Source organism: Pseudarthrobacter humi, assembly GCF_024294965.1.
Lineage (GTDB): Bacteria > Actinomycetota > Actinomycetes > Actinomycetales > Micrococcaceae > Arthrobacter > Arthrobacter humi.
On record NZ_JANCLV010000002.1, the window covers coordinates 219,370 to 237,075 of the forward strand.

Below are 17,706 nucleotides of genomic sequence, written 5' to 3' on the forward strand. Positions count from 1 at the left end.
AGGCGCCGCCGCTGGCTGTTCCCCCAGCCACATGACTGGAACCCGCGGGTCAGAGGAATATGTCCGGAACCAGGCGATCCTCCGCGGCCCCGAGGCTGTACGGACGGAAGTCGGTGACACCCGCCGCGCGGAGCACCTGTTCGTCCGTATAGAAGTTGCCGCTGGGTGCCCCGGCGCCGGCCAGGTTGCTGCCGGTCAGGACGGCGTGGGCTGCGTCCGCCATGATCTGTGGTCCGCGCGCGGCCTGGACGATCTCCTGGCCGCCGGGCATGTTCCGGATGGCCGCTGTATCGATGAGAGTGCAGGGCCAGAGCGAGTTGACGTTGATTCCGTCGGGCTTGAGTTCTTCGGCAAGGCCGAGCGTGGTGAGGCTCATCCCGTATTTGGCCATGGTGTAGGCCAGGTGCCTGCCTGCCCAGTGGGGGTCCAGGTTCAGGGGCGGCGACAGCGTCAGGATGTGGGCGTGGGCCGATTTGCGGAGGGCGGGCAGAGACAGCTTGGACAGCAGGAACGTGCCGCGGACATTGATGTCCTGCATCAGGTCGTAGCGTTTCATGTCCACGTCGTCGGTGGTGGAGAGATCGATCGCGGATGCATTGTTGAGCACGATGTCGATCCCGCCGAAGCGTCCGACGGCGGCCGCCACGGCTCCTGCGACGTCTTCGTCGCTGCGCACGTCACCGACGATTGCCAGTGCGTGGCCCCCTGCGGCCTCCACCTGCTCGGCGGCGCTGAAGACGGTACCTGCCAGCTTGGCGTGGGGCTGGCCGGTCTTGGCCATCAGGACAATATTGGCGCCGTCCTGTGCCGCCCGGGTGGCAATGGCCAGCCCGATGCCGCGGCTGCCGCCGGACATCAGAATGGTGCGGCCCCGAAGGGACCCGGTGGCCTGGTAGGGCCCTGCGGCAATGGGCCGTGCGTCGTTGCTGGAAGTCATGGCTCCACTGTAGCGGAGGTATGTTACTGGCGAGTAACATAGGACTGGCCGCTGGAAAGTGCGGAAAATTGTAGGTTTTCTACAGTCGTCCCACGCAGATGCGTCATTAGACTAGCCAGCAGGGTTCGTCTTTTGTGTGGAATCTACTTAAATCCCGCACCTGACCTGCCAGATACCACCGCACGCAGCACCACATTGTTACAGCACCAATCTGCTACAGAGCCGGAGACACTTGATGAGCCACGATCTGACAACGACAGCGGGAAAGATCGCCGACTTCCGCGACCGCCAGGCCCGTGCAGAACAACCCTCCGGCCCCGAAGCCATCGAGAAGCAGCACGCCCGGGGCAAGAACACCGCCCGCGAGCGCGTGGACCTGCTGCTGGACGAAGGCTCGTTTGTGGAGCTTGACGCGCTGGCCGTGCACCGCTCCACCGCCTTCGGCATGGAAAAGAAGAAGCCGCTCGGCGACGGGCTGGTCTCGGGCTACGGCACCGTGGACGGGCGCCCCGTTGCCGTCTACAGCCAGGACTTCTCGGTCTACGGCGGATCGTTGAGCCAGGTCAACGGCGAGAAGATCGTCAAGGTCCAGGAATTCGCCCTGCGCAACGGCTGCCCCGTGGTGGGCATCCTCGACGGCGGCGGTGCCCGCATCCAGGAAGGTGTGGCCTCCCTGGCCATGTTTGCCGACATCTTCCGGAATAACGTCCACGCTTCCGGCGTCGTCCCGCAGATCTCGCTCATCATGGGACCGTCCGCCGGCGGCGCGGCCTACTCCCCCGCCCTCACGGACTACGTGGTGATGGTGGACAAGACCTCGCACATGTTCATCACGGGACCGGACGTCATCAAAACGGTCACGGGCGAAGACGTGGACATGGAAACCCTCGGCGGCGCCCGCCAGCACAATGCCAACACGGGCACCGCCACGTACCTCGCCTCCGACGAAGCCGACGCCATCGAGTTCGTCCGCGAACTGCTGGACTTCCTGCCGTCCAACAACCTCTCCGAGGCCCCGGTGCTGGAGCACCAGCAGGAGCTGGAGATCAACGACGACGACCTCGCCCTGGACACACTCGTCCCCGATTCAGCCAACCAGCCGTACGACATGCGCACAGTCATCGAGCAGATAGTTGACGACGCACACTTCCTGGAGATGCAGTCCCTGTATGCCCCCAACGTCATCATCGGCTACGGCCGGGTGGAGGGACACACCGTGGGGATCGTGGCCAACCAGCCGCTGCAGTTCGCCGGCACGCTGGACATTGCAGCCTCTGAGAAGGCTGCCCGCTTCGTCCGGAACTGTGACGCCTTCAACGTCCCCATCATCACCCTGGTGGATGTGCCCGGGTTCCTGCCCGGCAAGGACCAGGAGTTCCAGGGCATCATCCGCCGCGGCGCCAAGCTGCTGTACGCTTACGCCGAGGCCACCGTCCCCAAGCTGACGGTCATCACCCGCAAGGCTTACGGCGGCGCGTACATCGTGATGGGCTCCAAGAAGCTCGGCGCGGATCTGAACCTGGCGTGGCCCACGGCGCAGATCGGCGTGATGGGTGCCCAGGGCGCCGTCAACATCCTGTACCGCCGCGACCTGGCCGCCGTTGCCGAGGCCGGCGGGGACGTTGAGGCCCGGCGCGCCGAGGTCATCCGCCAGTACGAAGAAGAGTTGCTGAACCCCTACCAGGCCGCCCAGCTGGGCTATGTGGACGCGGTCATCGTACCGTCCGATACCCGGGGCCAGATCATCAGGGGCCTCCGCGCCCTCCGCGACAAGCGGGCGAGCCTGCCCACCAAGAAGCACGGGAACATCCCGCTGTGATCGCGAAAGATTCGCCGGTCGGAGCCCCGTTGGTTGAGCCTGGGGCCACGGCCGCCGGGTTCCCTGACCGAGCTCGCGAGGTTAGGGAGCGGCTGGGGAGCGAAACCAATGCGCCCGCCGACGCCCCCGTGCTTTCTGTGGTCAAAGGGCAACCGTCAGCCGAGGAGCTCGCGGCGCTGACGGCCGTCGTGCTTTCCCTGGGCAGCGCAGACGCCGCGGCCGACGGGAAGCCCACCACCCGCGAATGGGTGCGCCGCCAGCAGCTGCGGCTCGCCCCGACGCCGGGTCCCGGCGCGTGGAGGCGGAGCCGGGGTTAGGCTCGTGGGGTGACTACCGAAGCCGCCCCCGCCGCCCGTCCGCACTCCGCCATCGATGCCGTGGCGGACGACTACACCGACACACTTATCCGCCTGAACCCGGCGCTTGCCACCACGCTGGGGCTGCCGGGGCACGAGACCGAGTACCCGGATTACTCCCCGGCCGGCATCGCCGGCTTTGCAGCGGAAGCCCGAAAGACCCTTGCTGCGCTGGACGGCCTGATGCCGCAGGACGACGTTGACGCCGTCACCCTCGACGCCATGCGGGAACGACTGGGCCTCCAGCTGGAAATCCATGAATCAGGCTGGGACGAGGCGGAGCTGAACAACATCGCCTCGCCCGCGCAGGACATCCGGGCCATTTTTGATCTGATGCCCACCGAAACCGCTGAGCACTGGGAACACATCGCCGGCCGCGCCCTGAACGTCCCCGGCGCTCTCCACGGCTACACCGAATCCCTGCGCCACGCCCGGGACGCGGGCAAGGTCGCGGCAGAACGCCAAGTCTCCATCGTCATCGAGCAGACCACCAAATACGCCGCCGAAGACGGCTTCTTCGCCAGGCTCGCCGCCGGCGCCCGGACTGCCGACGGTTCCCTGCCGGGCGAAACGCAGGGAAAGCTCGACGCCGGCGCTGCCGCCGCCCGGGGTGCCTACCGGGAGCTCGGGGAGTTCCTCCGCACCGAACTGCTGCCTGCCGCCCCGCAGCAGGACGCCGTCGGCCGGGAACGCTACGCACTGGCCTCGCGCTCCTTCCTGGGCGCCGCCGTCGACCTCGAAGAGACCTACGCATGGGGAGTCCAGGAACTGGACCGGCTCATCGCCGAGCAGGAAAAAGTCGCGTCCGCCATCAAGCCCGGGGCGAGCATCGAGGAGGCCAAGGACGTCCTCAACAACGATCCCGCACGCCAACTCAAGGGCACCGACGCGCTAAAGGCGTGGATGCAGGAACTCTCGGACAAGGCCGTTGCCGAGCTTGCCGGCGTGCACTTCGACATCCCTGACGTGATGAAGAGGCTGGAATGCCTGATCGCCCCGACCGACGAGGGCGGCATCTACTACACCGGCCCGTCTGATGACTTCTCACGCCCGGGCCGGATGTGGTGGTCGGTTCCGGCCGGCGAAGACACCTTCACCACGTGGGCCGAAACTACCACGGTCTTCCACGAAGGCGTCCCCGGCCACCACCTGCAGGTGGCCACCGCCACCTACCGGCGGGAACTCCTGAACAAGTGGCGGCGGAACATCTGCTGGACCTCCGGCCACGGCGAGGGCTGGGCCCTATACGCCGAAAAGCTGATGCAGGAACTCGGCTACCTGGCCGATCCCGGCGACCACATGGGCATGCTGGACATGCAGCGGATGCGGGCGGCCCGCGTGGTGTTCGACATCGGCGTCCACCTGGAACTCGAGATTCCCGAACGCTGGGGCAGCGGAACATGGACCCCGGAGGCGGGCTACGACTTCCTCAAGGCAAACCTGCCCATCAGCGAAGGCCAGCTCAACTTCGAATTCACCCGCTACCTCGGCTGGCCCGGCCAGGCCCCGTCCTACAAAGTGGGACAGCGCCTCTGGGAACAGATCCGGGCCGACCTCGAAACCCGGCCCGGCTTCGACCTCAAGGCCTTCCACACACGAGCGCTGAACATCGGCTCCGTAGGCCTCGACGCCCTCCGGCGGGCGCTACTCTCCTAGGTCCCCCGGGTGCGGCCCTGAGGGGCCACATCCTCGGCGCCTCTTAGGGGGTGACTTTTGGCACATGGCCGCTGGGAATAACTTCACAATTGCCTTGATTGGCGCCGGATTTGCGGGGATTGTGCGCCGCCAGGGCCCGGGTGGCGGCGTAATATTTCTCAACATCTGTTCGCCGTGATATGAAACCCGGGCCTAGCGTGTTCTGGTGAGCACTCAAACCCGCACCCCCGAATCCGCAGGAAAGACCGGCTTCCAGCTGCCCAAGTGGGCCGGCTCGTTCGGTTTCCAGATCATTGCCGCCCTCATTGTGGGCCTGGGCCTCGGCCTGCTGGCCAAGTACACGGGCAGCACCAAGGCGGCCCCCAACGGCCTCGGCGCCACGTTGCAGACCATCGGCTCCAGCTACGTTTCACTGCTGCAGACCGCGGTGGTTCCGCTGATCTTCACGGCCGTGGTGAGCTCCATCTCGAACCTGCGCCAGGTCTCCAACGCCGCCAAGCTGGCCTGGAACACCCTGCTGTGGTTCGCCATCACGTCCCTGATCGCCGTGGTGATCGGCATCGGCCTCGGCGTGCTCCTGCAGCCCGGCGCCAACACCGGCATCACCCAGGAGGCCAAGTACGCCGGCAAGTCCGGTGACTGGTGGTCCTTCCTGATCGGGCTGTTCCCCAAGAACTTCCTCGGCATCGGCGCCAGCTCCACCGTGACTGAAAGCGCCAACGCCGCCACCACGGTCAGCACCTCCGTCAGCTTCAACGTGCTCCAGATCCTGGTGATTGCCATCGCCGTCGGCGTCGCCGCCCTCAAGGTCGGCAAGGCTGCCGAGCCGTTCCTGAACCTCAACGCTTCGGCGCTGGCCGTCATCCAGAAGGTCCTGTGGTGGATCATCCGCATCGCCCCGCTCGGCACTGTGGGCCTGATCGGCAACGCCGCGGCCGTGTACGGCTGGGACACCATCGGTGCGCTCGGCAAGTTCACGTTCGCCATCTATGTGGGCCTGGCCCTGGTGCTGTTTGTTGTTTACCCGACGCTGATCCGCTCGCACGGCCTGTCCGTGAAGCAGTACTTCTCCGGGGTATGGCCCGCCGTGCAGCTCGCGTTTGTGTCCCGGTCCTCGATCGGAACCCTGCCGCTGACCCAGCGCGTCACCGAGCGCAGCCTGGGTGTTCCCCGCGCCTACGCTTCCTTCGCCGTGCCCCTGGGCGCCACCACGAAAATGGACGGCTGCGCGGCGATCTACCCCGCGATCTCCGCCATCTTTGTGGCCCAGTTCTTCGGCGTCCAGCTGGACGCCAGCCAGTACCTGCTCATCGCCCTCGTCTCGGTCCTCGGTTCCGCCGCAACGGCCGGCACCACCGGCGCAGTCGTAATGCTCACCCTGACGCTCTCCACGCTGGGGCTGCCCCTGGCCGGCGTCGGACTCCTGCTGGCGATCGATCCCATCCTGGACATGGGCCGCACCGCGGTTAACGTCGCGGGCCAGTCGCTGGTCCCCACCATCGTGGCCAAGCGGCAAGGCATTCTCGACGAGGCGCTCTACAACGCGCCCCGCAACGGCACACCGTTTGTGGACGACGACGCCGACTCCTCCGCTGCGGATCCTTCCGCCGTCGCCGGAGGTACTGACTCTCCGGAAGTCGGACGCGAACTGGCCGACGCGAAGGCCTGACGCACAGCTCGAACAGCAAACAGGAGAAGTCCCCGGGAAATGCTCCCGGGGGCTTCTCCTGTTCTGTGCTGCGTGTCGCTCAGCCCAGCCTTTCGCTAGCGGCCGCCACCTCCGATGACTCCGTTCTGAACGGCCTTTGTCACGGCGTCGGCCTCGGCCTGGGTCAGCTTGCCGTCTGTGACGGCCTGGTCCAGGCGCGTCTTCAGAGCCGCGGCGCGATCTGCCTGTTCGGCGGCGCGCAGCTCTTCAAGCGCCGCGGTGACCTTGGCCTCGTCGATGCCGAGCGTGGCCGCGAGGGACTTCGCGAGCTCGGCCTGCTTCGCTGCGGGGTCCGGCCTGGTTCCTTCAGCCGGCGGGGTGGTGGGCTTATTGGCGTCACGGAATGCCTTCAGCGCATCCGTCACCTTGGCCTCGTCCACCCCGAGCTTGGTAGCGAGTGCGGCTGCGTCCACGCCGCGGAAGCCGCCGTGGCCATGGCCGCCCCGCATGCCCTTCCCTTCAGCTGGGGCAGTGCCGGTGCTCCCGTCGGCTGACGCGCTTGAGCTGGCGCTGGGGGTGGGCGTCGGCGTCGTGGTTGCGGACGCCATGCCGGCGACGCCGATCCCGGCGCCAAGGGCCAGCGCGGTGGCCGTGAGGCCAAGGGCAATTCTCTTTGTGCTTACCATTCTTGTCTCCTGGATCTGCCGTCCGGTGACGGCTGGTGAAGATGTCCCAGACGGGACTCTTCCAGTCTTCGGCGGCAGGTTCAGGCTCAGCTGTCGGGAACCTTTCATCTTCCTGTGAATCAACTTGCGCGGTGTGCAAACTTGCACGTAGTGTAACTTCATGCCGGAATTTCTCTCGCGCCGTGAGCTGAACAAAGCCGCCACGCGCCAGGCCATCACCGATGCCGCATTGACCCTGCTGCGCGCCCACGGACCCGGGAATTTCACGGTGGAGGACATCGCCGAATCTGCCGGGATCTCGCGCCGCACCTTCTTCAACTACTTCAGCAGCACCGAGGCCGCGCTGGCCTCCATGACGCACGGGTTCCTGGACAACGCCCTTCAGCAGTTCCGGCAGAGGCCCGCCGACGAGCCCATCCTCGAATCGGCGCGTGCGGCCCTGATGCAGCTGGCCGACCCCATGACGGTGGCGCCGCTGGCTGAGCTCTTCACCCTCACCCAGGACAACGCGGTCCTCTCCCGGTCCGAACTTGAGGCGTGGGACCACTGCACCGAAGAGATCATCACCGCGGCCCGGGAGCGCTTCGCCGGAACCCCGGGCGCCGTCGTCGACGAACTGTACCTTCGCGCCCTCGCAGGCTCCGTCATCTCCTGCGGGAAGGCGGCCATGGACGTATGGTTCGCCCGATGCGGCGCCGATCTCTCCCCCGCATCACTTGCTGTCCTGCGGCAACTGCTCATTGACGCCATGGGCCACCTCGGCTCCGGTTTCGGCAGCCCGGTTCCGGCAGCCGGCCCCTCCTCGACGTCCACAACCGCCACTACCCACCTCAACAAAGAACGGCTCTGACATGGCCCTGCTGCTCTACCGCCTCGGCAAGTTCTCCTACCGCCACCGCTGGCTGGTCATATCGCTCTGGCTAGCTGCGCTGGTGGCCGTCGGCGGCTCTGCAGCCGCCTTCCACGGCACGCTGTCCAACAACTTCCAGATTCCGGGCACCGAGACGCAGCGGATCGCGGACAAGCTGAAGCAGGAACTGCCGGCAGCATCGGGCGGCTCTGCGACCATCGTCTTTGAAGCCCCGGAAGGCGGCTTTACAGACGGGAGCCGCGCCGCCGTCACGTCTGCCCTGACCAAGCTTGGTGACCTGCCTGACGTCAAGGCCACGGTGGATCCCTTCGCCACGCAGGCCCGGCTGGACCAGGCCGGGCAGGCCATCGCCGCCGGCGAGCAGCAGCTTGCCGCGGGCCAGGCCCGCCTGGATGCCTCACGCGCCGAGCTCGACGCCGGCACCGCGCAGCTGAACGCAGCGGAGCAGCAGATGGCCGCCGGCGGCGCCACCGCAGCCATGATCGAGGCCCGGCTCGGAGCACAGAAGGCCGCCCTGGCCAAGGGCCAGGCGCAGCTCGAGGCCGGAACCCAGGAATGGGAGGCCGCAAAGGCCAAGCTCGACCTGGGCAAGCGGCAGGCGGAAGCTTCGGGCGGGATCCGGTTTGTCTCGGCGGACGGCCAGGCTGCCGTGGCACAGGTGCAGTTCAACACCTCCATCAACGCCCTCACCCCGGCGGTGCGCCAGCAGGTCCAGGACATCGCGCATGAGACTTCGTCCGTGGGCGTGACGGCACTGGCGAGCAAGGAAATCACGGAAGACATTTCGGAACTCTTCGGCACGGCCGAAATCATCGGCATCGGTGTGGCGGCCCTGGTCCTGATCCTGATGCTGGGGACGCTCATTGCCGCGGGCCTGCCGCTGCTGATGGCCGTCATCGGGGTCGGTGTCGGGGTGGGCATCACGTTCGCCCTGTCCGGCGCCTTCGAGATGAGCTCCATCTCCCCGATGCTCGCGCTGATGCTTGGCCTCGCCGTGGGGATTGACTACTCCCTGTTCATCGTCAACCGGCACCGGACCCAGCTGCTGGCAGGCATGGACCCCGAGGAATCCGTGGCACGCGCCACCGGAACTTCGGGCAATGCCGTGCTTTTTGCCGGCCTGACGGTCATCATTGCCCTGGCCGCCCTGGTGGTGCCCGGGCTGCCGTTCCTGAGCGTGATGGGCCTCGCAGCTGCCGGCACCGTCGCAGTGGCCGTCCTGGTGGCGCTCACCCTGACCCCCGCCCTGCTGTCCCTGATCGGCCGGCGCATCATCTCCCGGCGGTCCTGGGCGAAGGCCAAGGCCCACAATGCCGCGGCCGGCCACGAGGTTGCCGACCAGGCCAGGGATGAGGAAAAGAGCACCCGGGGCTGGGGCGGCCTCGTCACCAGGCACCCCGTCGTGGCACTCGTCGCCGGCGTACTCCTGCTCGGGACGCTCGCCCTGCCTGCTGCGCAGCTCCAGCTCGCGCTGCCCGACGGAGGCTCCGAACCGGTGGACTCCGAGGCCTACCAGGCCTATGACGTCACCGCCCGCAGCTTCGGCCAAGGCGTCACCGGCCCCATCGTGGTGGTGGGCGAGTTCCCGGCCGGCCTGGACGAAGCCCGGGCCCAGGAACTGCAGTATGACGTCGCGGACCTGATCCGGGGCGTGGACAACGTGGTGGCAACAGTGCCGGTGGCACTGAGTGAAGACCGCCGCACCGCCGTGTTCCAGGTCATCCCGGAAGAGGGGCCCGCCAAGGCCGGCACGGTGCAGGTGGTGAGCGAACTCCGCGAACGCGGCACCCAGATCCAGGCCGAGACGGGCGTCACTATCGGCCTGACCGGGCAGACCGCCGGCAACATCGACGTCTCCACAAAACTCGGTGACGCCCTGCCGCCGTACCTGGCGATCGTCGTCGGACTCTCCCTCATCCTGCTGCTGCTGGTGTTCCGCTCCATTGTGGTTCCCCTCCTGGCAACCGGCGGTTTCCTGCTGTCCCTGGCCGCCGCATTCGGCCTGGTGGTGGCCGTCTACCAGTGGGGCTGGCTGGGCGGCGTGTTCGACGTGGCCAACCCCGGCGCGGTGCTGAGCTTCCTGCCGATCATCCTGATCGGTGTGCTGTTCGGCCTGGCGATGGACTACCAGGTATTCATCGCGTTCGGCATGCGTGAGTCCTATATGCATGGCGCCCCGGCCAAAAAGGCCGTACGCATCGGCTTCAGCCATGCAGGTGCCGTGGTGACCGCCGCCGCGATCATCATGGTCAGTGTGTTCGCCGGCTTCATCTTCAGCCACCTGACCATGGTCCGCCCGCTGGGCTTCGCCATGGCGTTCGGTGTGCTGCTGGATGCGTTTGTGGTCCGCATGACCATCGTGCCGGCCGTCATGTACCTGCTGGGCGAAAAGACCTGGTGGCTGCCCAAGTGGCTGGACCGGATCCTGCCGGACGTGGACGTGGAGGGCGCCCGGCTGGAACGCCGCGAAAACGAGCCGCAGAAGCTGACCGAGCCCGTCCACTAGGCTGGAACGGTGACCCGCCTCATCCTCGCCTCCCAGTCCCCCGCCCGTACCAAGCTCCTGGCCGACGCCGGTATCCGGCACTCGGTGCTGGTCTCCGACGTGGACGAGGACGCGGTCCAGGCCCGCTACGGCGTCACGGATCCTCACGATACCGCGCTGCTGCTGGCCCGCGCCAAGGCCGAGGCAGTGGCCGCATTGCCGGAAGCGGAGGGCGCGCTGGTCATCGGCTGCGACTCCGTTTTCGAGTTCGACGGCGAGGCGCACGGCAAACCGTACACGGCCGCCGTCGCCCGCGAACGGATGCTGCGGATGAGCGGCAACAGCGGTGTCCTGCACACCGGGCACTGGCTGGTGGATTGCCGCGCGACGGCAGCCGATGACGAACCCGCCGAAATAGGCACCGACGCAGCGTCCGACGGCGGCATGACGGCACCGGGATCCGGCGCCACGCTCGGGGCTGTCGCCTCCGCCGAGGTCCACTTCACGGAGATGGATCCGGAAGAGATCGACGCGTACATCGCCACGGGCGAACCGCTGCACTGCGCCGGCTCGTTTACGATCGACGGCCTGGGCGGGGCATTCATCCGGAAGGTGGATGGGGACCCGCACGCCGTCGTCGGGCTGTCAGTCTCCACGCTGCGCGGTCTCCTCGGGCACGCCAATGTACGCATCACCGACCTGTGGTCCGCCGAATAATTGCGGCGATTTTCCGAACAATTGTAGGTTCCCTACAAAGCCGCGCCGGTTTACACGCGGAAACCGCAAGTAATATCGGCGGAACCCACAAAATCGCGCTAGGCTCCCTGAAGGAAAGAAGGAGACGCCTTGTCAGCAAATTTGGAGCAGTCCGCTAGTCCCGTGCAGTCGAACCTCACCAAGGTGCTGATCGCAAACCGAGGCGAAATCGCAGTGCGCATCATCCGCGCGGCACGCGACGAGGGCATTGCCTCCGTGGCTGTCTATGCCGATCCGGACCGCGACGCGCTCCATGCCAGGCTGGCCGACGAAGCCTACTCCCTCGGCGGCAACACCGCCGCGGAGTCCTACCTGGTGATGGACAAGATCATTGACGTGGCCCGCCAGTCCGGTGCCGACGGCATCCACCCCGGGTACGGCTTCCTCGCTGAAAACGCCGAGTTCGCCGCCAAGGTCATCGCGGCCGGCATCACCTGGATCGGCCCGTCCCCCGAGGCCATCTCGGCCCTCGGCGACAAGGTGCAGGCCCGCCACATCGCGGAGAAAGTGGGCGCACCCCAGGTCCCCGGCACCGCCGATCCTGTGCAGTCCGCCGAGGAAATCCTCGAGTTCGTGGACAAGTTCGGCCTGCCCGTGGCCATTAAGGCAGCCTTCGGCGGCGGCGGCCGCGGCATCAAGGTGGCCCGCACCCGCGAAGAAATCCCGGAGCTCTTCGAGTCTGCCGTCCGTGAGGCCACTGCAGCCTTCGGCCGCGGCGAGTGCTTCATCGAACGCTTCCTGGACGCCCCACGCCACGTCGAAACGCAGTGCCTCGCGGACGCCCACGGCAACGTCGTGGTCATCTCCACGCGTGACTGCTCGCTGCAGCGCCGCAACCAGAAGCTCGTTGAAGAAGCACCTGCCCCGTTCCTCACCGAAGAGCAGAACCGCCGCCTCTACGAATCCTCCAAGGCGATCCTGAAGGAAGCCGGTTACCTCGGCGCCGGGACCTGCGAGTTCCTGGTGGGCCAGGACGGCACCATCTCCTTCCTCGAGGTCAACACCCGCCTCCAGGTGGAGCACTGCGTCTCCGAAGAGGTCACTGGTATCGACCTGGTCCGCGAACAGTTCCGGCTGGCGCGCGGCGAGGAGCTCGGCTACGGCGACCCCGAGGTCCGTGGCCACTCGTTCGAATTCCGCATCACCGGCGAGGACCCGGGCCGCAACTTCATGCCCGCCCCCGGCACCATCACCACCCTGAAGAACCCCACAGGCCCCGGCATCCGGATTGATTCCGGCGTGGAGGAGGGCGATGTCATCAGCGGCAACTTCGACTCGATGCTCTCCAAGCTGATCGTCACCGGCGCCACCCGTGCCCAGGCCCTGCAGCGTTCGCGGCGCGCCCTGGAGGAAATGGTAGTCGGGGGCATCCCCACTGTTATCCCGTTCGACCTCGCCGTTGTTTCGGACCCCGCTTTTGCGCCCGCGGAAGGGCCTTTCAGCATCCACACCCGCTGGATTGAAACCGAATTCGTCAACAACATTCCCGCCTGGACGCCGGACGGAACCGCTGAAGCCGGTGGCGACGCCGGTGAACGCCAGCGCGTGGTGGTTGAAGTGGGGGGCAAGCGCCTCGAGGTTGTCCTGCCGGCCTCACTTGGTGCGATCGGGGCGGGTTCGGCCGCCGGCGCGAAGTCCAAGTCCAAGAAACGCCTCCGTTCGGGCGGAGCGGCTGCGGCCGCCGGCGGCGACGCGCTGACCTCCCCAATGCAGGGCACCATCGTCAAGGTTGCCGTGGCCAACGGCGACGTTGTGTCCGAGGGTGACCTGGTGGTGGTTCTCGAAGCGATGAAGATGGAACAGCCCCTGACCGCGCACCGTTCCGGCATCATCATCGGACTCAGCGCAGTGGCCGGTGAGACGGTTTCGGCCGGCGCCGTCATCGCCACGATCGAAGACTAGACCCTGCCGGAGGCACCCCATGCTCGCACCCAGTTTTGAAGAAGAAGTAGACCGCTACCACCTGGCGGTTCCGGAAATCACCCGCGGGAATCCCGGTGCCGTCAAGGACCTGTATTCGAGGCTCGACGACGTCACGCTGGCCAACCCGTTCGGCGGCATCGCACGTGGCTGGGCCCAGGTGGAGGCCCGGCTGGACCAGGCGTCCCGGCAGTTCCAGGACGGCGAGATGCTGGGGTTCGACACCATCACGTCCTACACCGCACGCGACACGGCCTACCTGGTGGAAACGGAACACTTCCGTGCCCGGCTGGAGAGCGCCGCAGCGCCAGAGGAATTCGCGCTCCGTGTGACCAGCATCTTCCGGCGCGAAGAAGGCTACTGGAAGCTGGTCCACCGCCACGCAGACCCGGCCGCGCAGCCGCAGTCCCGGCGATCCTTCGCGCAGCCTGCCAGCCACTGACGTCGCTCCGGCGCCGGGGCTGTGTTCCCGCGCCAACCCGCAGTTTCGCTGCGTCCTCTGGCGTTGAGCTGGGGCGGAAGGCACACTTAGCGTGTGAAGCCTTTCCTCCTCCTCGCCTCCCGGGCTGAAGACGCCGCCGCAGAGGAAGAGTATGAGGCGTACCTGAGATATGGCGGGCTGGCCCCTTCGCAGTTGAGGCGTGTCCGGCTTGAGGCCGCTCCCCTGCCGCAACTGGACCTGGCCGATTACTCGGCGGTGATTGTGGGCGGCAGTCCCTTCACGTCCAGCGACCCGGCAGACCACAAGAGCGAAACCCAGCACCGGGTGGAGCGGGAACTGGCCGGGCTGCTGGACCGGATCGTGGCCCAGGATTTTCCGTTCCTGGGCGCGTGCTACGGGGTGGGGACGCTGGGCCGGCATCAGGGCGCCGTGATCGACAGGACCTTCGGAGAACAGCTGGGCGGGGTGGAAATCGAGCTGACGGAGGCGGGGCTCGCGGATCCGCTCCTGCACGGGATGCCACGGCGTTTCATTGCCTTCACCGGGCACAAGGAAGCTTGCACCAGACTGCCCTCCCACGCGGTGCTGCTGGCATCCTCCCGGGCCTGCCCCGTCCACATGTTCCGCATCAAGCAGAACCTGTACGCCACACAGTTTCACCCGGAACTGGACGCGGAGGGGCTGGTCACACGGATCGATATCTACCGGCATGCCGGATACTTCCCGCCGGAGTCCGCCGAGGAACTCATGGCGGACGCGCGGACGTACACCGCCACAGAGCCCATGAAGATCCTCCGCAACTTCGTGGACCGCTACGCCAACTGAGCCTGCGGACGGGTGGCGAGCGCCGCCGTCGTTCGTTCCTGTTAGTCCCGCCAGGACACAGCAATGCCCGCCGCGCTCCCCGCAATAACGGGGAACACGCCGGGCATTTCTGTCAGCAACCGGGCTGGAACGCCCGACGGCGGGGCGTCAGGCTACGTTGTTCTCGTAGTCCAGGTCGCGGGTTTCCTTGCTCACGAACAGCGCAATCAGCGTCAGTACCGACATCGCGGTCAGGTAGACACCCACCAGGACCGGGCTGCCGTCGGCCAGCTCCCAGAGCGCGACGGCGATGAACGGAGCCACGGCAGCACCCAGGATGCTGGACACGTTGTAGCTGACGGCGGACCCCGTGTACCGCACATTGGTGGGGAACAGTTCCGGCAGCAGCGCACCCATGGGGCCGAATGTGAGGCCCATCAGGGAGAAGCCGATGACCAGCAGGGCCATGGTGCCCACGAAGCCGCCGCTGAACAGCGGGACGAACAGGAGGCCGAAGACGAAGATGCCGCCGGTGACGGCCAGCAGCATCTTGCGGCGGCCGTACTTCTCCGCCAGCGGTCCGGAAACCAGGGTGAAGATGCCGAAGAAGACAACGCCGGCAATCAGCATCCAGAGGAAGTCGTTGCGGGTGAAGCCCAGACCGGGAACAAACGCTGCCGCGGCGGCCTCGGACATCGGCTTGCCGGCCTTCTCGGCGGCAGCCCGGGCGGCATCCAGGGTGGACGGACGGGTGCCGTAGGTCAGCGTGAACGTGGTCATCAGGTAGAAGAGCACGTAGGTGGCGAGCATGATGAACGTGCCCAGGATGAGCGGACGCCAGCTGGTCTTGAAGACCCGGGCCAGGGGCAGCTTCGCCACCTCATTGGATTCGAGGACCTTGGTGAAGGCAGGCGTTTCGATCAGCTTGAGGCGGACGTACAGGCCGATGATCACCATGACGGCGCTGAGCAGGAACGGCACGCGCCAGCCCCAGGCCAGGAAGTCGGCCGGGGTCAGCGCGTAACTGGCCACCAGGAAGATCACATTGGCGATGATGAAGCCGATGGGCGCGCCCAGCTGCGGGAACGTGCCGTAGATGGCGCGCTTGTTGGCCGGAGCGTTCTCGGTGGCCAGCAGGGCCGCGCCGCTCCATTCGCCGCCGAGGGCGAGGCCCTGTGCGAAGCGCATGACAACGAGCAGTGCCGGGGCCCAGAATTGCCAGCCCGGGACAAGCGCCGTGGGCAGGCAGCCGATCAGGAACGTGGCGATGCCCATGGTCAGCAGCGAGGCCACCAGGGTGCCCTTGCGGCCGAACTTGTCGCCGAAGTGGCCAAAGACGATGGATCCCAGCGGGCGGGCCACGAAGGCCACCCCGAAGACAGCGAAGGAGCTGAGCAGCTGGGTGGTCTCGTTCTGGTTGGGGAAGAACAGTGACGGGAAGACCAGTACGGCGGCGGTGGCGTAGACGTAGAAATCGTAGAACTCAACGGTGGTGCCGATCAGGCTGGCCACAATCACGCGGCCGCGTGAGTTCACCGCCTTGGGGGATCCTGGCTCCACGGTGGTTTGTATGGATGACATAGGAACTCTTTCCTGAGAACCGGCCGGGCCTGGTAAGACCCGGCGCACAGTAGTTAGAGTTCGATACTAGTTCCAGCCGTCCAGTCAATGGACGAAAGGTCCATCATCTGGACTAGTGGCACATGTCTCATCCTTCGGTCCGTTAACTCTCCTCACGTCGCCCCGTCGGTTGCCGATAGGCAAATGTCACAGCCCGTTAACAAACGGCGACTGTCCGTGAAACGCGCGTTCTCTACCGTGGAAGAACAACATCCCCCATGAGGAGGTCCACCGTGACTGTTGACCGCAATGCAGATGCCGGCACCGGCAATTCCGTAGACATAGACACCGACCCGCTGCACGGAGGCGTGTCCTCATCCGCCAGCGCGCAGCCCTCCACGCGTACAACCGACGCCCCCGCCCTTGAATTCCGCCCTGGCCGCTGGATCGCCAACTGGAACGCCGAGAACAAGGAGCAGTGGGAGTCCGCCGGCCGGGCCATCGCCCGCCGCAACCTGAACTGGTCCATCTTCGCCGAGTTCCTCGGCTTTGTGGTCTGGCAGCTCTGGTCCATCGTGGTGGTCCAGCTCCCGGCGGCCGGCTTCACGTTCACCACCTCGGAAATCTTCTGGCTGATCTCCATGCCCAGCCTGGTAGGCGCCACCCTCCGGATCCCCTACACGTTTATGGTTCCCCGCTTCGGCGGCCGGAACTGGACCATCGTATCCGCGCTCCTGCTCCTGATTCCCGCCGTCGGACTGGGACTCTGCGTCTCCAATCCGGAAACCCCGTTCGGTGTCATGCTGCTCGTGGCAGCACTTGCTGGCTTCGGCGGCGGCAACTTCGCCAGCTCCATGGCGAACATCACCTTCTTCTACCCCGCACGGGAGAAGGGCTGGGCCCTCGGCCTGAACGCCGCCGGCGGCAACATGGGTGCCGCCGTCGCACAGCTCGCCGTCCCGATTGCGATCACCCTTCTCGCCGTCGGCAGCGTCAACCTGCCGATGGCCGGCTGGATGTGGATCCCGTTCATTCTGATCGCCGCCTTCGGTGCCTGGAAGTACATGGACAACCTCACCAGTGCCAAGGGTGACGTGGCCGGCTCGGTCGCGGCACTGAAGGAACCGCACCTGTGGATCATGGCGCTGCTGTACATCGGCACCTTCGGTTCGTTCATCGGCTTCGCCGGCGTGTTCCCCAAGCTCATCAAGGACTACTTCCCGGCGTTCTCCTCCATCGGAGTCGGCACCGTGGCACTCTCGCTGGCCTTCCTCGGCCCCCTGGTCGGTTCACTGGCCCGCCCCTACGGCGGACGCATGGCTGACCGCATGGGCGGCGCCCGGATGACCGTGGCAGCATTCACCGCCATGGCCGTCATCACCCTGACCATGATCTGGACCCTGCCGCTGAAGAACTTCTGGCTGTTCCTGGTCCTGTTCCTGATGCTCTTCACGGCCAGCGGCTTCGGCAACGGCGCAACCTACCGGATGATCCCCATCATCTTCGCCACGTCCAGCCGGGCGGCTAAGTCCGGTGCCAGCACGGTGGAAACCCAGCGGCTAGCGTCATCGGCCCTCGGCCTGATCTCGGCCATCGGCGCCTACGGCGGCTTCGTTATCCCGCAGGTGCTGAACGCCTCCAACACGGCCAGCGGGTCCTATACCCCGGCCTTCTACGGTTTCGTCGGAGCCTACGTAGTAATGCTGGCGGTCTGCTGGTTCTTCTACATCCGCAACGCCAACCGAAACGCGATGGGACACGTCTAA

14 protein-coding genes are annotated in these 17,706 nt (G+C 66.4%); 11 read left to right on the forward strand and 3 right to left on the reverse strand.

Features of this window, described 5'->3' with window-relative positions:
- Positions 1 to 49: 49 nt before the first annotated feature.
- Complete coding sequence (locus tag NFC73_RS04030; RefSeq protein WP_254747809.1) at positions 50 to 937, reverse strand: SDR family oxidoreductase; 888 nt, start codon at positions 935 to 937, stop codon at positions 50 to 52.
- 235 nt (positions 938 to 1,172) lie between these two features.
- Between NFC73_RS04030 and NFC73_RS04035 the strand changes: the two genes are divergently transcribed.
- From NFC73_RS04035 to NFC73_RS04050, 4 genes are all read left to right on the forward strand, one after another.
- Entirely contained in the window at positions 1,173 to 2,756 is a 1,584-nt protein-coding gene (locus NFC73_RS04035) for an acyl-CoA carboxylase subunit beta (protein WP_254747811.1), read from the forward strand.
- Positions 2,757 to 2,848: 92 nt separating this feature from the next.
- Positions 2,849 to 3,073: an acyl-CoA carboxylase subunit epsilon gene (locus tag NFC73_RS04040; protein WP_254748239.1), complete on the forward strand. Its 225-nt coding sequence runs from the start codon at positions 2,849 to 2,851 to the stop codon at positions 3,071 to 3,073.
- Between the two features lie 9 nt (positions 3,074 to 3,082).
- A complete protein-coding gene (locus tag NFC73_RS04045) occupies positions 3,083 to 4,768 on the forward strand; it encodes a DUF885 domain-containing protein (RefSeq protein WP_254747813.1) in 1,686 nt (561 codons plus the stop codon).
- 205 nt (positions 4,769 to 4,973) lie between these two features.
- The gene (locus NFC73_RS04050) at positions 4,974 to 6,437 is read left to right on the forward strand and encodes a dicarboxylate/amino acid:cation symporter (RefSeq protein WP_254747815.1); all 1,464 of its coding nucleotides are present in this window, start codon (positions 4,974 to 4,976) and stop codon (positions 6,435 to 6,437) included.
- A 95-nt stretch (positions 6,438 to 6,532) separates the two neighbouring features.
- Here the strand turns inward: NFC73_RS04050 and NFC73_RS04055 are convergent, their stop codons facing one another.
- A complete protein-coding gene (locus NFC73_RS04055) occupies positions 6,533 to 7,102 on the reverse strand; it encodes a hypothetical protein (RefSeq protein ID WP_254747817.1) in 570 nt (189 codons plus the stop codon).
- 160 nt (positions 7,103 to 7,262) lie between these two features.
- On the opposite strand from NFC73_RS04055, the gene NFC73_RS04060 reads away from it, so the two are divergent.
- From NFC73_RS04060 to NFC73_RS04085, 6 genes are all read left to right on the forward strand, one after another.
- Positions 7,263 to 7,952 (forward strand): TetR/AcrR family transcriptional regulator, encoded by a 690-nt coding sequence (locus NFC73_RS04060; protein WP_254747819.1) that lies wholly within the window; start codon positions 7,263 to 7,265, stop codon positions 7,950 to 7,952.
- A gap of 1 nt (position 7,953) precedes the next feature.
- A complete protein-coding gene (locus NFC73_RS04065; protein ID WP_254747821.1) occupies positions 7,954 to 10,479 on the forward strand; it encodes an MMPL family transporter in 2,526 nt (841 codons plus the stop codon).
- Between the two features lie 9 nt (positions 10,480 to 10,488).
- Complete coding sequence (locus tag NFC73_RS04070; RefSeq protein WP_254747823.1) at positions 10,489 to 11,175, forward strand: Maf family protein; 687 nt, start codon at positions 10,489 to 10,491, stop codon at positions 11,173 to 11,175.
- Between the two features lie 129 nt (positions 11,176 to 11,304).
- Positions 11,305 to 13,116, forward strand: coding sequence for an acetyl/propionyl/methylcrotonyl-CoA carboxylase subunit alpha (locus tag NFC73_RS04075; protein WP_254747825.1), 1,812 nt, complete (start codon positions 11,305 to 11,307; stop codon positions 13,114 to 13,116).
- Positions 13,117 to 13,135: 19 nt separating this feature from the next.
- Positions 13,136 to 13,576, forward strand: a complete 441-nt coding sequence (locus tag NFC73_RS04080) for a YybH family protein (protein WP_058929593.1) — start codon at positions 13,136 to 13,138, stop codon at positions 13,574 to 13,576.
- Between the two features lie 93 nt (positions 13,577 to 13,669).
- The gene (locus NFC73_RS04085; RefSeq protein WP_254747827.1) at positions 13,670 to 14,401 is read left to right on the forward strand and encodes a glutamine amidotransferase; all 732 of its coding nucleotides are present in this window, start codon (positions 13,670 to 13,672) and stop codon (positions 14,399 to 14,401) included.
- A 147-nt stretch (positions 14,402 to 14,548) separates the two neighbouring features.
- Here NFC73_RS04085 and NFC73_RS04090 read toward each other — a convergent pair whose 3' ends face one another.
- Positions 14,549 to 15,961, reverse strand: coding sequence for an MFS transporter (locus tag NFC73_RS04090; RefSeq protein WP_254747829.1), 1,413 nt, complete (start codon positions 15,959 to 15,961; stop codon positions 14,549 to 14,551).
- 272 nt (positions 15,962 to 16,233) lie between these two features.
- On the opposite strand from NFC73_RS04090, the gene NFC73_RS04095 reads away from it, so the two are divergent.
- Positions 16,234 to 17,706: an MFS transporter gene (locus tag NFC73_RS04095; RefSeq protein ID WP_254747831.1), complete on the forward strand. Its 1,473-nt coding sequence runs from the start codon at positions 16,234 to 16,236 to the stop codon at positions 17,704 to 17,706.